This is a genomic window from Vibrio chagasii (assembly GCF_024347355.1).
GTDB lineage: Bacteria > Pseudomonadota > Gammaproteobacteria > Enterobacterales > Vibrionaceae > Vibrio > Vibrio chagasii.
Genome location: NZ_AP025465.1, coordinates 3,293,024 through 3,309,031 on the forward strand (window position 1 = coordinate 3,293,024; position 16,008 = coordinate 3,309,031).

Below are 16,008 nucleotides of genomic sequence, written 5' to 3' on the forward strand. Positions count from 1 at the left end.
TCTGCGTGTTTTCACTTATTGTGATTGTTCGGTCTGCTGAACTTCATCAGGATCGTACAAAGGACCCGTTTGACCACAACCAGAAAGTCCAATAACGGACATCATAAATAGAGCAGTAATTAATTTTTTCATTTTGCATATCGTGATTATTAACTCAATGCCCCCTATAATCGCACCACACTCAGGAAAAGCAATAGGATAGAAAGGATGAACGAGACTGAATTTCATCAGCTAGTCGATATACAGATGCAAAACATCGAAGAAGCTATCGATGAATCAGAGGCAGATATTGATTACGAAGTGACGGGCAACGTGATGACGCTGGAGTTTGAGAACCGCAGCCAAATCATAATTAACCGCCAAGAACCAATGAAAGAAATCTGGTTAGCGTCTAAATCTGGTGGCTTTCACTTCAAGCTAGTTGACGACAAGTGGACATGTTCAAAGACGGGCATGGAGCTGTTTGAGATGGTTAAAGAAGAATGCGTGAAGCACGCAGGTGAAGATATCGACTGGGTCTAACCACTGATAAGCAAAACAAAAAAAGGAGTGATTCAATCACTCCTTTTTAATATCTATCTGTCTAAATCAACTAGATGTTAACTATCTTTGAGCTCCGAGAAGCTAAAGTGGCATCATTACGGTAAGGCACAACATAAGAGTTGCCCTCTTCTGGATGAACGATTTGGTAGTACTGAGGTAAGTTAAAGTTAATCAACTTTGACGACATCTTCGACTCATCTTTTACCGAGGTGTAGAAAGAGTTTACGCTCGCGATCATCTCATCTTTTTCACCGCTGTACTGGTGATACACCTCAACCTGATTCGACTCGTCCAATACATAAATATTGAAACCTTTATCGGTATCTTCAAAGAAGAACTGAATCAAGCCCTCACTCGCAAAACCATCCACCACTTCTGGCAGTTGATACTCTTGCTCTTTATCGAGCATCAGTAAAGGAGAACCCTTCAACTTATTAGTTGAGATACTACGATAGAAGTCGACTGAGTTTTCCAACATCTGTACCGACACACCACGACGTTCGAAGAACAGGCCAAACATCTTGTTGGCTAAACGAATAGCCTTAAAGCGGCGGCGTTTCTCTGGTTCAATCGGTTTCAATCGTAAGTCGATACACTCAGCAAGCAGTTGATACACCATATTGCGCATCACACCACGCAGGTTTTTGCTGTAACAGAACACATCAACCGACTCTGGCGGCAACGCATCTTGGTGCATTTTACCAAGTACCGTCTTAAGGGCATCCAGCATTGCCGTATCACCTTGGAAATGCAGCGTACGTACTTCATGCCAAGAGTTACGATAAACCAAATCGACACTGCCGACTAAGCTCTTACCTTCTTCACCAAAGCTGAAGATATCTGCATTCTTCAGATCGACCTTCAAGGCACGACCGCTTAATTCAGAAGTCGGATCGTTTTCAAAGTTGATGAACATCGCCAGCTGGCTGATCTCACAAGGGCTCGCCAGTGCTTGCATACTCGGACGGCGTTTACGTAAAGAGAAGGTATTACGTAGGTCGCTCACCATTTGATAGAACTTATCGATATCAATGTGGGCGTCACGAACTACAGAATGCAAACGTGTCGATTCAGTAATCAAACCATTAAAGAATGACCATGCAACCAGCTTACTCAAGTACTCATGGTGCTCGAGCGAAGGCTGACCAAGAATGCGGTGCGCAATAAGCGGCTGTTTGTACAAGTACCAACCCGCTTTATTCGATTGCCCTTGGCGAACCTCTATAAAGCTCAAGTCAGGTTCATGCAGATCCGGAGAGATTTGCGGATTCAGTAGCGTCACTTTGCCCGGCAACACCTCAAACGCAGCATAAAGCTTACGCGCCAAGATACTGATATCTTGTGGGCTGATTGCCGATGTGATGTCGTTACGACGTGCAAATTGAATCAGGTTACGATAGCTCAGCATCAAGGCATCAAGCAGTGCGTGGTGCACCACTTTCACCTGCTCAACCTTCCAGTTACGTCGGTTATCGAGCTCAGCAATGGTTTCCTGTCCCCAATTCCAAGACTTAGTCATCTCGGTTAGGGCTTCACGACGCCATGCTACAGAACCGATACCGGCTTCACGCGACAACTTCTCATGGGTCTTAAGGTAGAAACAGCGTCTCACCAAATCCAAACGAGTGTGGTCGTTAATACGCTCTAGGTAGCGAGTTACCTTTTCTAGCATCAGATAGTAGCTATCCATGCCATACAGATCCGGTTCATCCGCAAAAAAGCGACGCTTGGTATCGATACTCAAGAGTTGGGTGTTTGGGTATTCCCATGAATAGGCTTCTAGCAAGATCGCCTTTAACACCGATTTATACGGTGAGTCGATACTCTTATAGAGCTGCCACAAGTTAGAACCAAAGTACTCTTCTGCAGGAATGCGATTCAGCTTACCGAAATCAATCCACTGCGAACAATCAAGATAGCCATCCTGACACAAGCCTTGAACATATTCGTCATAGCACTCTTCCATTTCTGGCGGAATGATTTGCCACAACAAACGTTGACCAGCCAAGCGAACCGCTGAGCGATAGAACTCATCAAGCAGTAATAAGTGCTGTGAAGAACCACAGTTATCACCGGTCATCTCTTCTGAATGGTTCGAACGGAAACGCTCTTCATCCATTAAGAAGAAGTTAGCTTCAACGCCTAAGGTTTCAGCCCAGTCGGTAATCAACAGACATTTATTGGTAAGGCTATCGCGAGCTGGGCCGTCCATATCCGGAGATACACACACCCAGATATCGAGGTCGCTTGACGTGCTTTGACCAATAGAAGAGGTACTGCCCATGGTGTAAAGGCCAAGAATTGCGGGCTCCGCAGACTCGGTTAGCTTGCCACCTAAAGTAAGTTCAGTATCAGAGACAAATTGCTTTTGGAATTCATTAAGCGTGAAGCTACGAATTCCAAAAGGAACTTGTTGATCATAATAACCAGGCATCATTGGATGATTGAAGTGAAGCAGTGCGGGAATAAGATTGAAAACTCGTTGACCTTGCACATTCATCAACGCCAACGCACGATCAATGCGCTGTTGATTTAGATTGTCTAATCGTTGAATCAATGTTTGAGTGTAAGCCTGCAAGGTAAGTCCTTGGTTTGAGATTAAATGCACTTCTGTTTAGTTACTGAACGAAAGCAGCAACAAAACGTGATCAATTTAACACTTTCACCCCTAATGGTAAAGCAAAGGAAGCCGCCAGACCGGCTAATTCCTTAATGACAAAAAGTTAAACTCACGGCGCCGTAGTGTCCTCGTTATTGACTATTTCTAATAATAGCCCATGTTTCAAATGAGATACCAATCACACTATTTTGGTGAACTTATGAAAATCTCTCAGCTATCAAAGCATGGAATGATCAAACAGTAAGAATTTTCGCCTCACAATGGTAGGATTAGGCTATTACAGAACCTATATCGGAAACACCATGACAAATTCAGCACCAATCCGTATCGCAACCAGAAAAAGCCCTCTTGCCCTTTGGCAGGCATACTTTGTAAGGGATGCTCTTCAAGCTGCTCACCCTGGTTTAGAGGTTGAGTTGGTAACTATGGTGACCAAAGGTGACATCATCCTAGACACTCCGCTTGCCAAAGTGGGTGGTAAAGGTCTGTTCGTAAAAGAACTTGAAGTGGCAATGCTAGAAGGTCGTGCTGACCTTGCAGTTCACTCAATGAAAGATGTCCCTGTCGACTTCCCTGAAGGTCTAGGTCTAGTGACGATTTGTGAACGTGAAGATCCTCGTGACGCATTCGTATCAAACACATACAACAACATTGATGAACTACCACAAGGTGCTGTCGTAGGTACATGTAGCCTGCGTCGTCAGTGTCAGCTTCTAGAATACCGCCCTGATTTGATCATCAAAGAGCTGCGCGGCAATGTTGGCACTCGTCTGGGTAAACTCGATGACGGCCAATACGATGCTATCGTTCTGGCAGCAGCAGGCCTTAAGCGTCTGGAACTAGAAGAGCGTATCCGTAGCTTTATCGAACCAGAGCAATCTCTACCAGCAGTAGGCCAAGGCGCTGTAGGTATCGAGTGTCGTCTTGATGATGAGCGTCTGATTAAACTTCTTGAGCCACTGAACCACCAAGACACAGCCGACCGCGTACTTTGCGAACGTGCAATGAACCTGACTCTGGAGGGTGGTTGCCAGGTGCCTATCGGTAGCTACTCACTATTAGATGGCGACAACATCTGGCTGCGCGCACTTGTAGGTGAACCTGATGGTTCTAAGATGGTTCGCGGTGAGATCTCCGGTCCTCGTAAAGATGCTGAAGCACTTGGCGTTACTCTGGCTAATCAACTGCTGGATGACGGTGCGAGAGAAATCTTAACCAAGCTATACGCAGACCAAGAATAATCATGACTGTGTTGGTAACTCGTCCCGGTGTAGAGGGACAATCGCTTTGCCAACAACTAGCGGATGAAGGGGTTCAAGCGATCCATCATCCGCTTATTCGTATCATTGATAATCCAGACACAGCCAACTTAAGCGTCCGGCTCAACAACAGCGATATCATCATCGCTGTCAGCCATCATGCCGTGACCGCGGCTCAAAATATCCTTTCTAAAACTTCGTCCGTTTGGCCTACTTCGCCGCTTTATCTTGGCGTTGGTCAAAAAACTGCGCACGTTTTAAGCAAAGTCTGTAAACAAAAAGTAAACTATCCTCAAGTTAGTGATAGTGAACATCTTCTTAAACTTGCTGAACTGAGAGACGTAAATAACACATCCATTTTGATACTACGTGGGAATGGTGGGCGAGAGCTCATTCGAGATTCTTTGCTCAACCTAGGTGCACAAGTCTCTTATTGTGAGACCTACCGTAGAGAATATATTCCAATAAACGATCACAATACCTATCAAACATGGATAAACAAAAAAACGTCCAAAGTAGTCATCACAAGTCAGGAACAACTGGAGTATCTGTGCTCCATTACCCCTGGTGAGTATTCTGCTTGGCTTTCAACGAGACATTTGTTTGTTCCAAGCAAGCGCATAGCACAACGAGCACAACAGCTCGGCTTCTCTAACGTTACGAATACTCAAAGTGCTGCGAACCAAATATTACTGGCTGCTCTCCAGCCCTAGCTAGAAACAGGAAATAAGCATGACAAGCAAAAAAAATAATGAGCATATTGAACCTGAACAGAACCAAGATACTCAGCCAGTAGCGACCAAAGACGAAAGTGCTGAATCAAAAGAAGCTGAGTCAAAGCTTGAGGCCCCAGCACCGAGTACGACTCACACTGAGCAGACTCAAGCCGACCACAAAGAACAAATTGAGAAAGCAGAAAAGCAAGGCAAGCGCGGCGTGAAATTCGGCGCTATCGCTATCGCAATTTCTATTATCTTCAGCGGTGGTATTGCCTTCCAAATGCAGCAAAAGAGTGCTGAATATTCAGATCAAATCGCAGCACTTCAAGCCCAGCTACAAAATACCCAATCTGCTGTAAATAAAGACCTGCAAGCCATCAAACAAGAGACCATCCAAGAAGCATCACATGCGGTAGAGAAAACTCAGGTTGTACAATCTCAACAACAAAAGAGCATTCAAAGCCTGCAGCTAGCGGTAGCTGATGTGAAAGGTCGTCGTCCGAATGACTGGCTGCTTGCGGAAGCCGATTACCTAGTAAAACTTGCTGGCCGCAAACTATTCCTTGAGCATGATGCTGTTAGCGCAACCAAACTTATGGAAAGTGCCGATCAGCGTATCGCCGCACTCAACGATCCAAGCCTAGTATCTCTGCGCCAGTCTATGACTAACGACATCACTAAGCTTCGTACTATTCCTCTGATCGACCGCGATGGTTTGGTGCTACGTATCACAAGCCTTCAGCAACAAGTCGATAAGCTACCTCTAGCGAATGCGATTCTTCCTGAGGCTGAAATCGTCGAGAAAAAAGCCGTATCTCAGGACATCAATGACTGGCAAAGCAACCTGATGACGTCGATGAAAGACTTCTCAGAAAACTTTATCACTTTCCGTAGTCGAGATGGCGAGGTTATCCCTCTACTATCACCAGAACAGCACTTCTACCTGCGTGAAAACATCAAGGGTAAACTGGAAACTGCAATTCGTGCAGTCTACAAAGAGCAAGGTGAAGTTTATAGCGCAGCTCTAAAGACAGCTAACGAGTGGTCTAAGTCGTACCTAAACCAAGATAACAACTCGGTCATCGAATTCGAGAAGGCAATTAAGCAATTAAGCGAACAGAACATCACTGTTAAATACCCTGTGAAGCTTGAGTCTCAGAATCAGTTATCTGATGTGATTCGTGAACGTCTACGCCGTGAGGTGACGGTAATGACCTCGGAGGAGAAATAATGATTCGTTTGATTTTTCTTTTCCTTGTACTCGGTGCGGGTCTGTTTGTCGGTACTCAGTTTTCAGGTCAACAAGGTTATGTGCTGATATCAATTGCCAATAAGACGATTGAGATGAGTGTGACAACAATGGCTATCTTTGTGACTGTCCTTTTGGCTGCACTGTTTGGCTTAGAGTACCTATTTAAGAAGCTTATTTACGCTAGCTCAACAACTTGGAACTGGTTCAGTGTTCGTAAACTTAAGCGCTCTCGCCGTTATACCAATGAAGGCATAATCAAGCTTCTTGAAGGTGACTGGAAAGGTGCTGAGAAGAAAGTGACACGTTGGGCAAATCACCACGACATGCCTCTGCTTTGTTACCTAGTGGCCTCTCAAGCAGCGCATGAGCAAGGCAATACCGCTGAACGCGATAAATACATCGAACTGGCTAGCCAACAAGACGATTCTCTATTGGCCGTTGAGCTAACTAAAGCTAAACAACAGATCAGCGAATCAAACTACGAAGCCGCTTTCGATACGCTTTCAAATATTAAAGGTTCGCACCCGAACAACACTGCAGTCCTGGGCTTACTAAAAGCGACCTACATGCAGCTTAAGTTATGGCAACCATTGCTGGAACTAACGCCTAAGCTCGCTAAAAACAAGCTCCTAACATCAGATGAGCAGCGTGAACTAGAGCAGAAAGCACAATGTGGTTTGCTTCACGACGTCGCACAACAACAAGGCAGCGAAGGCTTAATCAGCCACTGGAATAAGCTTCCAAGAAAACAGAAGCAAAGCTCACACCTTGTCTCTTGCTTTGTAAAACAACTGATCGCACGCAAAGCCGATGCAGAGGCTTTCACTGTAATCAAAGAGAACATCGCTAAAACGGGTTCAAACGAGCTCTACATGCTACTTCCAGAGCTGAATCTTGCTGATCACCATCCAGTAGTTGTGATGCTAGAGCGCGCTATCAGCAAAGATAACAATAATGCAGAAGCACACAGTGCATTAGCTCAGTTCTACCTAAGAGAGCAAAAATGGGCAGAAGCGCAAAGCCATTTCGAAAAAGCACTAGCACTTCGCTCTAATGTTTCTGATTACGGATATCTGTCTGATGCACTAGAGAAGCAGAACTTAACCAAAGCAGCCCACGAGGTTTCTCGTAAGGCACTCGCTCTAATTCAACCAGCTTAAATCTCGCTGTATAAATAAGAAGCCGATGCCCATGAACTGACCCCCAATAGTTGGACACCAATTATTGGGGGTCTTTTTATGTCCAAATATAGCCGAGAGCTAAAATGTATCATTGCTAAGCAATATTTAGATGGCACGTCATCTCGCTACTTAGCAAAACAATATTCAATCCCTTCAAGACAGATACGGTATTGGGCTCAAGTCTTTGCCATCCATGGTACTGATTCATTTTTACCAACTAAGCATGCTGCTTCTGCTCAGACAAAGCGAAAAGCATTGAATTTAATGTGGACGAATGAATGGTCTCTCACGCACACTAGCGCAGTATTAAACCTCTCATCCCCTGGGATACTCTCTGTCTGGCTCAAAAGATTTAATGAGCTCGGTATCAAAGGGCTCAAAATGCGCCAGAAAGGAAGCCCCTCAATGAAACAGCACCCTCAACGTACGACTAAGCCTGATGATGAAATGACACTTGATGAGCTAAAAGAGGAGTTGGTCTACTTACGAACCGAGAATGCCGTTCTAAAAAAGTTGGAAGAGTTGGAGCAGGAAAAAAACCGACGAACAAAGAAAAAGCGATGATAGCTCTAACTCTTAAAAGCAAGTACCCGTTAAAGCACTTACTGCACACTCTACAGCTAGCAAAAAGTGTCTTTTATTACCAGGCTCAAACGAGCAAGCGCCCAAATAGCTACGAACGTGAGCTGCGGTTGATAAAGTCAATTTATCATGAGCATAAGGGACGATATGGCTACCGCCGTATTCACTTGGAACTAAAAAATCAGGGGGTCATACTTAATCACAAAACGGTTCAAAGGCTTATGGCTCAGCTCAACCTTAAATCGACGGTCAGGATTAAAAAGTATCGTTCATATCGAGGAGAGTCTGGAACAGCAGCTCCCAACGTGCTTGAAAGAGATTTTAGTGCGACTCAACCCGATGAAAAATGGGTAACTGATGTCACGGAGTTCAAAGTAAAAGAGCAGAAAGTATACTTGTCTCCCGTTGTCGACTTGTTTACTCAGGAGGTGGTTGCTTATAGAGTGGCCAAAAATGCCTGCTTGCCGCTTGTCACGGATATGCTGACGGAAGCCATATCAAAGCTTAAACCCAACTCAAAGCCAATTATACATAGCGATCAAGGTTGGCAATATCGCCATCGACAGTATCAAAAAAAGGTAGCGGAGAGTGGGTTAACACAAAGCATGTCGAGAAAAGGTAACTGCTTGGATAATGCGGTTGCTGAAAACTTTTTTGCTTTACTCAAAACAGAGATGTATCACAACCAAAGCTTTGAAGATGCAGATGCTCTGATAGAGCAAATTAAAGAATACATCGAGTACTACAATACCAAACGTATAAAAGTGAAACTAAAAGGCCTGACTCCGATAGAATATCGAACTCAGGCCTTGAAAGCCGCTTAACAGAAATGTCCAACTTTACGGGGTCACTTCACCAGCATCGGCTTTTTTGTATCTATAAATTACCTCTCAACAAGCCCCACAGAGCAAAGTCATCTAGACCAATCACATAACCAAAATCAAAGAGGGTTAAGAAATAGCACTAAAATGCAGCCCCTTACTAACGCTTAGCGAAGCATTAATGCCAATTCTAATAAGAACATCAAACTAAGAAATAGACCCTTTAGACACGGTTAGAATACGTAAACATACACTATACGAACATCTAGCCTGACTAACGTTAACCAAAAGAAAGATAGAGTACTTCAGGAGAGTTAAGAGTCCCACTATAGACTGCTAGCCACATCTTCCATTGTAGGGAAGATTATGTAGCGTCCAACCTCTGAACCCGTTTGTTACCAGAAACTACCAAGGTAAAGTCACTGTTGAGGTTAGGACTTTCATATCACGCTAGACTGAAGAAGTAATTGAAGATAAGTAACCTTATAAGACATTGCCAGAGCGATGAGAGTCTAAAACCTCGTGCTCAGTAGCGTAATAATTAGGGGAACGGCATAACCTTTTCGGGAGGGTTTCGACCGCAGCACGTGACACTATGTTTCAGATAGAAGAAAGCCCGCTATTTCTAGCGAAGCTTCTTAATAAAAATCGTAATGACTAGCTTGTAAGAGAGAGGAGAGCGTTAGTCAAAGAGCAAATTGTCGAACCCCACAAAGCACGCGACTCTACTCGTAAGACTAGAACTTCAGATAAGTTATAGAATATGGGGAAGGTTCTGGGTTGTGGACAAATCTTTTGCTTACTCTATCGACTGAAGAGTGACCACAGTGACTCAAATACAATAAAGCCCAAGCAGTTATACTTGGGCTTAGCATAGTGGTGGAATTGCTGGGCTGGTATTCCATCGGACTCGTTGGTAGAAGACCAAATTATCCAACCCCAGAAACGACGAAAGCCTAGTCGTAAGACTAGGCTATCTAAAAGGTTTGATGTAGTTGAGTTGTCATTCTATCTATTCGCCAATTGATTACTGAATATACATTTTTGATAGATGTAAAAAAGCCCTGCTATTTCTAGCAGGGCTTCTTTAATAAGTGGCGGAGTGGACGGGACTCGAACCCGCGACCCCCGGCGTGACAGGCCGGTATTCTAACCAACTGAACTACCACTCCGCAGTGGACTACTTGTCGTCGTTGATAACATTTTTTGTCTTCACTTTTGAAAAGTGAAAATAAATTTGGAGCCTGGCGATGTCCTACTCTCACATGGGGAAGCCCCACACTACCATCGGCGCTATTGTGTTTCACTTCTGAGTTCGGCATGGAATCAGGTGGGTCCACAATGCTATGGTCGCCAAGCAAATTTTAAAATTCGGAAAGCTGTTTCTATTCTCTCAAACTCATTCAAGCGTTTGTATCTTATGAGTCCATCAAAACCCCTTGGGTGTTGTATGGTTAAGCCTCACGGGCAATTAGTACAGGTTAGCTCAACGCCTCACAGCGCTTACACACCCTGCCTATCAACGTTCTAGTCTTGAACAACCCTTTAGGACGCTTAAAGCGTCAGGGAAAACTCATCTCAGGGCTCGCTTCCCGCTTAGATGCTTTCAGCGGTTATCGATTCCGAACTTAGCTACCGGGCAATGCCATTGGCATGACAACCCGAACACCAGAGGTTCGTCCACTCCGGTCCTCTCGTACTAGGAGCAGCCCCCTTCAATTTTCCAACGCCCACGGCAGATAGGGACCGAACTGTCTCACGACGTTCTAAACCCAGCTCGCGTACCACTTTAAATGGCGAACAGCCATACCCTTGGGACCGACTTCAGCCCCAGGATGTGATGAGCCGACATCGAGGTGCCAAACACCGCCGTCGATATGAACTCTTGGGCGGTATCAGCCTGTTATCCCCGGAGTACCTTTTATCCGTTGAGCGATGGCCCTTCCATTCAGAACCACCGGATCACTATGACCTGCTTTCGCACCTGCTCGAATTGTCATTCTCGCAGTCAAGCGGGCTTATGCCATTGCACTAACCACACGATGTCCAACCGTGTTTAGCCCACCTTCGTGCTCCTCCGTTACTCTTTGGGAGGAGACCGCCCCAGTCAAACTACCCACCAGGCACTGTCCGTAATCCCGATTCAGGGACCAACGTTAGAACATCAAAACTACAAGGGTGGTATTTCAAGGACGACTCCACCACATCTAGCGACGCGGTTTCAAAGTCTCCCACCTATCCTACACATGTAGGTTCAATGTTCAGTGCCAAGCTGTAGTAAAGGTTCACGGGGTCTTTCCGTCTAGCCGCGGGTACACTGCATCTTCACAGCGATTTCAATTTCACTGAGTCTCGGGTGGAGACAGCGTGGCCATCATTACGCCATTCGTGCAGGTCGGAACTTACCCGACAAGGAATTTCGCTACCTTAGGACCGTTATAGTTACGGCCGCCGTTTACCGGGGCTTCGATCAAGAGCTTCGACCGAAGTCTAACCCCATCAATTAACCTTCCGGCACCGGGCAGGCGTCACACCGTATACGTCATCTTACGATTTTGCACAGTGCTGTGTTTTTAATAAACAGTTGCAGCCACCTGGTATCTGCGACTCTCGTCTGCTCCATCCGCAAGGGACTTCACTGATAAGAGCGTACCTTCTCCCGAAGTTACGGTACCATTTTGCCTAGTTCCTTCACCCGAGTTCTCTCAAGCGCCTTGGTATTCTCTACCCGACCACCTGTGTCGGTTTGGGGTACGATTCCTTACAATCTGAAGCTTAGAGGCTTTTCCTGGAAGCATGGCATCAATGACTTCACTACCGTAGTAGCTCGACATCGTATCTCAGCGTTAAGAAGAACCGGATTTACCTAATTCTTCCGCCTACGTACTTGAACCTGGACAACCGTCGCCAGGCCCACCTAGCCTTCTCCGTCCCCCCATCGCAATTGTAAGAAGTACGGGAATATTAACCCGTTTCCCATCGACTACGCCTTTCGGCCTCGCCTTAGGGGTCGACTTACCCTGCCCCGATTAACGTTGGACAGGAACCCTTGGTCTTCCGGCGAGGGAGTTTTTCACTCCCTTTATCGTTACTCATGTCAGCATTCGCACTTCTGATACCTCCAGCAGCCCTTACAGACCACCTTCAACGGCTTACAGAACGCTCCCCTACCCCACGCACATAAGTGCGTAGCCGCAGCTTCGGTGTATAGCTTAGCCCCGTTACATCTTCCGCGCAGGCCGACTCGACCAGTGAGCTATTACGCTTTCTTTAAATGATGGCTGCTTCTAAGCCAACATCCTGGCTGTCTGAGCCTTCCCACATCGTTTCCCACTTAGCTATACTTTGGGACCTTAGCTGGCGGTCTGGGTTGTTTCCCTCTCCACGACGGACGTTAGCACCCGCCGTGTGTCTCCCGGATAGTACTTACTGGTATTCGGAGTTTGCAAAGGGTTGGTAAGTCGGGATGACCCCCTAGCCTTAACAGTGCTCTACCCCCAGTAGTATTCGTCCGAGGCGCTACCTAAATAGCTTTCGGGGAGAACCAGCTATCTCCAGGTTTGATTGGCCTTTCACCCCTAGCCACAAGTCATCCGCTAATTTTTCAACATTAGTCGGTTCGGTCCTCCAGTTGATGTTACTCAACCTTCAACCTGCCCATGGCTAGATCACCTGGTTTCGGGTCTAATCCTAGCAACTGTACGCCCAGTTAAGACTCGGTTTCCCTACGGCTCCCCTAAACGGTTAACCTTGCTACTAAAATTAAGTCGCTGACCCATTATACAAAAGGTACGCAGTCACACCACGAAGGTGCTCCTACTGCTTGTACGTACACGGTTTCAGGTTCTATTTCACTCCCCTCACAGGGGTTCTTTTCGCCTTTCCCTCACGGTACTGGTTCACTATCGGTCAGTCAGTAGTATTTAGCCTTGGAGGATGGTCCCCCCATATTCAGACAGGATATCACGTGTCCCGCCCTACTCGTTTTCACTGATGATGAGATGTCGACTACGGGGCTATCACCCTTTATTGCGGCACTTTCCAGAGCCTTCGTCTGTCTCATTAAAAGCTTAAGGGCTAATCCAATTTCGCTCGCCGCTACTTTCGGAATCTCGGTTGATTTCTCTTCCTCGGGGTACTTAGATGTTTCAGTTCCCCCGGTTTGCCTCTTGTTGCTATGTATTCACAACAAGATACTTACTTATGTAAGTGGGTTTCCCCATTCGGAAATCCCAGACTCAAATGACTTTTACTGTCTAATCTGGGCTTATCGCAAGTTAATACGTCCTTCATCGCCTCTGACTGCCAAGGCATCCACCGTGTACGCTTAGTCACTTAACCATACAACCCGAAGAGGTCTTTATGTATGGTAAACAACCAAGGTTTTTGGTTGTAATAAGAAGGGTTAGTTCTTATTACGTGTTTGCCGGACTCAATTTAATACTCTTTATTTTCACTTTTAAAAAATGAAGACAAAAAGCCAAGACACTTGAATGTGTTTGTGTTGTGTTTATCTAAAAGATAAACATTGAGAACTTTTAATTTGATTAACTCTTAGAGTTAATCAGTCAGCTTTCCAAATTGTTAAAGAGCTTGATTCAATAAATGAACCATTTTTAAAGATTCTACTTTCTATTCTAAAGAAATAAGAACACTTAAAGATGGTGGAGCTATGCGGGATCGAACCGCAGACCTCCTGCGTGCAAGGCAGGCGCTCTCCCAGCTGAGCTATAGCCCCATCTAAGTCGATATTGGTGGGTCTGAGTGGACTTGAACCACCGACCTCCCGCTTATCAGGCGAGCGCTCTAACCAGCTGAGCTACAGACCCAATATCGTCTCTTTACTTTCTAAACCGTATCAATCTGTGTGGACACTTATCGTGAATATCTTCGTATAAGGAGGTGATCCAGCCCCAGGTTCCCCTAGGGCTACCTTGTTACGACTTCACCCCAGTCATGAACCACAAAGTGGTGAGCGTCCTCCCGAAGGTTAAACTACCCACTTCTTTTGCAGCCCACTCCCATGGTGTGACGGGCGGTGTGTACAAGGCCCGGGAACGTATTCACCGTAGCATTCTGATCTACGATTACTAGCGATTCCGACTTCATGGAGTCGAGTTGCAGACTCCAATCCGGACTACGACGCACTTTTTGGGATTCGCTCACTCTCGCAAGTTCGCTGCCCTCTGTATGCGCCATTGTAGCACGTGTGTAGCCCTACTCGTAAGGGCCATGATGACTTGACGTCGTCCCCACCTTCCTCCGGTTTATCACCGGCAGTCTCCCTGGAGTTCCCGACATTACTCGCTGGCAAACAAGGATAAGGGTTGCGCTCGTTGCGGGACTTAACCCAACATTTCACAACACGAGCTGACGACAGCCATGCAGCACCTGTCTCAGAGCTCCCGAAGGCACACCTGCGTCTCCGCTGGCTTCTCTGGATGTCAAGAGTAGGTAAGGTTCTTCGCGTTGCATCGAATTAAACCACATGCTCCACCGCTTGTGCGGGCCCCCGTCAATTCATTTGAGTTTTAATCTTGCGACCGTACTCCCCAGGCGGTCTACTTAACGCGTTAGCTCCGAAAGCCACGGCTCAAGGCCACAACCTCCAAGTAGACATCGTTTACGGCGTGGACTACCAGGGTATCTAATCCTGTTTGCTCCCCACGCTTTCGCATCTGAGTGTCAGTATCTGTCCAGGGGGCCGCCTTCGCCACTGGTATTCCTTCAGATCTCTACGCATTTCACCGCTACACCTGAAATTCTACCCCCCTCTACAGTACTCTAGTTCACCAGTTTCAAATGCAGTTCCGAGGTTGAGCCCCGGGCTTTCACATCTGACTTAATGAACCACCTGCATGCGCTTTACGCCCAGTAATTCCGATTAACGCTCGCACCCTCCGTATTACCGCGGCTGCTGGCACGGAGTTAGCCGGTGCTTCTTCTGTTGCTAACGTCAAGAAATGCCGCTATTAACGACACCCCCTTCCTCACAACTGAAAGTACTTTACAACCCGAAGGCCTTCTTCATACACGCGGCATGGCTGCATCAGGCTTTCGCCCATTGTGCAATATTCCCCACTGCTGCCTCCCGTAGGAGTCTGGACCGTGTCTCAGTTCCAGTGTGGCTGATCATCCTCTCAGACCAGCTAGGGATCGTCGCCTTGGTGAGCCATTACCTCACCAACTAGCTAATCCCACCTAGGCATATCTTGACGCGAGAGGCCCGAAGGTCCCCCTCTTTGGCCCGTAGGCATTATGCGGTATTAGCCATCGTTTCCAATGGTTATCCCCCACATCAAGGCAATTTCCTAGGCATTACTCACCCGTCCGCCGCTCGACGCCGTTATCGTTCCCCGAAGGTTCAGATAACTCGTTTCCGCTCGACTTGCATGTGTTAGGCCTGCCGCCAGCGTTCAATCTGAGCCATGATCAAACTCTTCAATTTAAGATTTTGTGACTCAACGAATACTGACTTCAAAACTACAAAAAGTAATTCTAAAGCTATTATCATTCCAACAGAATGATAATGAATTGACTGTGCCGATAATAAATTATCGATTGGTCACTCAGTTCATTGAAATCAAGTTGAAACCGAAGTTTCATTTTTTGATATTCATCAACGAGTGCCCACACAGATTGATAGGTTTAAATTGTTAAAGAGCTTTGCTTTCAGTGCCTTAGCACTTAAGCAGGACGCGTATAGTACGCTTTCTACTTTGAAAGTCAACATAAAATACTAAGAAAACTTAGAACTCTATGGTGACTTGTCTACTTTGTAGACAAAGTCGAAATTAAAGCCTGGCGATGCCCTACTCTCACATGGGGAAGCCCCACACTACCATCGGCGCTATTGTGTTTCACTTCTGAGTTCGGCATGGAATCAGGTGGGTCCACAATGCTATGGTCGCCAAGCAAAATTTTGCTTTTACTTTCAGCTTTTTTAAAAACTGAAGGCAAAATAATCTGGAAAGCTATTAAAAGTTCTTACGTAAACTCATTCAAGTGTTCTTGTTTGCCTCTGCTTTTTA

Annotated in this window: 9 protein-coding genes, 3 tRNA genes and 4 rRNA genes; 7 read left to right on the forward strand and 9 right to left on the reverse strand. The window is 46.0% G+C overall.

The features are described from left to right. Positions 1–15 precede the first annotated feature (15 nt). Positions 16–132 carry an LPS translocon maturation chaperone LptM gene (lptM, locus tag OCV52_RS25725; protein ID WP_017068592.1) on the reverse strand — a complete coding sequence of 39 codons (117 nt, stop codon included), beginning with the start codon at positions 130–132 and terminating at the stop codon, positions 16–18. 75 nt (positions 133–207) lie between these two features. Between lptM and cyaY the strand changes: the two genes are divergently transcribed. Further along, positions 208–522: an iron donor protein CyaY gene (cyaY, locus tag OCV52_RS15240; protein WP_008221918.1), complete on the forward strand. Its 315-nt coding sequence runs from the start codon at positions 208–210 to the stop codon at positions 520–522. A gap of 70 nt (positions 523–592) precedes the next feature. Here cyaY and OCV52_RS15245 read toward each other — a convergent pair whose 3' ends face one another. Beyond that, positions 593–3,121 carry a class I adenylate cyclase gene (locus tag OCV52_RS15245; protein ID WP_061034256.1) on the reverse strand — a complete coding sequence of 843 codons (2,529 nt, stop codon included), beginning with the start codon at positions 3,119–3,121 and terminating at the stop codon, positions 593–595. 344 nt (positions 3,122–3,465) lie between these two features. On the opposite strand from OCV52_RS15245, the gene hemC reads away from it, so the two are divergent. The 6 genes from hemC to OCV52_RS15275 all read left to right on the forward strand — a co-directional run bounded on the left by hemC (position 3,466) and on the right by OCV52_RS15275 (position 8,980). Then, the gene (gene hemC, locus OCV52_RS15250) at positions 3,466–4,404 is read left to right on the forward strand and encodes a hydroxymethylbilane synthase (RefSeq protein ID WP_017633312.1); all 939 of its coding nucleotides are present in this window, start codon (positions 3,466–3,468) and stop codon (positions 4,402–4,404) included. A 2-nt stretch (positions 4,405–4,406) separates the two neighbouring features. After that, on the forward strand, positions 4,407–5,135 hold the full coding sequence (locus tag OCV52_RS15255; RefSeq protein ID WP_137409062.1) for a uroporphyrinogen-III synthase: 729 nt from the start codon (positions 4,407–4,409) through the stop codon (positions 5,133–5,135). A 19-nt stretch (positions 5,136–5,154) separates the two neighbouring features. Beyond that, complete coding sequence (locus OCV52_RS15260; RefSeq protein ID WP_137409063.1) at positions 5,155–6,372, forward strand: uroporphyrinogen-III C-methyltransferase; 1,218 nt, start codon at positions 5,155–5,157, stop codon at positions 6,370–6,372. Then, entirely contained in the window at positions 6,372–7,553 is a 1,182-nt protein-coding gene (locus OCV52_RS15265) for a heme biosynthesis protein HemY (protein WP_137409064.1), read from the forward strand. Before OCV52_RS15260 ends, OCV52_RS15265 begins: the two co-directional genes overlap by 1 nt. A gap of 78 nt (positions 7,554–7,631) precedes the next feature. Beyond that, complete coding sequence (locus OCV52_RS15270) at positions 7,632–8,138, forward strand: helix-turn-helix domain-containing protein (RefSeq protein WP_261900853.1); 507 nt, start codon at positions 7,632–7,634, stop codon at positions 8,136–8,138. Next, on the forward strand, positions 8,135–8,980 hold the full coding sequence (locus OCV52_RS15275) for an IS3 family transposase (protein WP_261900854.1): 846 nt from the start codon (positions 8,135–8,137) through the stop codon (positions 8,978–8,980). Before OCV52_RS15270 ends, OCV52_RS15275 begins: the two co-directional genes overlap by 4 nt. Before the next feature lie 1,092 nt (positions 8,981–10,072). On the opposite strand, the gene OCV52_RS15280 is transcribed toward OCV52_RS15275, so the two are convergent. The 7 genes from OCV52_RS15280 to rrf (OCV52_RS15310) form a co-directional block, all read right to left on the reverse strand. Then, positions 10,073–10,149, reverse strand: a tRNA-Asp gene (locus OCV52_RS15280). 70 nt (positions 10,150–10,219) lie between these two features. After that, a 5S ribosomal RNA gene (gene rrf / locus OCV52_RS15285) occupies positions 10,220–10,335 on the reverse strand. Positions 10,336–10,427: 92 nt separating this feature from the next. Beyond that, positions 10,428–13,318, reverse strand: a 23S ribosomal RNA gene (locus OCV52_RS15290). Between the two features lie 321 nt (positions 13,319–13,639). Continuing rightward, positions 13,640–13,715 (reverse strand) — tRNA-Ala (locus OCV52_RS15295). A gap of 14 nt (positions 13,716–13,729) precedes the next feature. After that, positions 13,730–13,806: transfer RNA gene (locus OCV52_RS15300), tRNA-Ile, on the reverse strand. 66 nt (positions 13,807–13,872) lie between these two features. Further along, positions 13,873–15,425: ribosomal RNA gene (locus tag OCV52_RS15305) — 16S ribosomal RNA — on the reverse strand. Positions 15,426–15,776: 351 nt separating this feature from the next. Further along, positions 15,777–15,892 (reverse strand): 5S ribosomal RNA (rrf, locus tag OCV52_RS15310). The 16S, 23S and 5S rRNA genes sit together here with 3 tRNA genes alongside, the layout of an rRNA operon. Positions 15,893–16,008 lie beyond the last annotated feature (116 nt).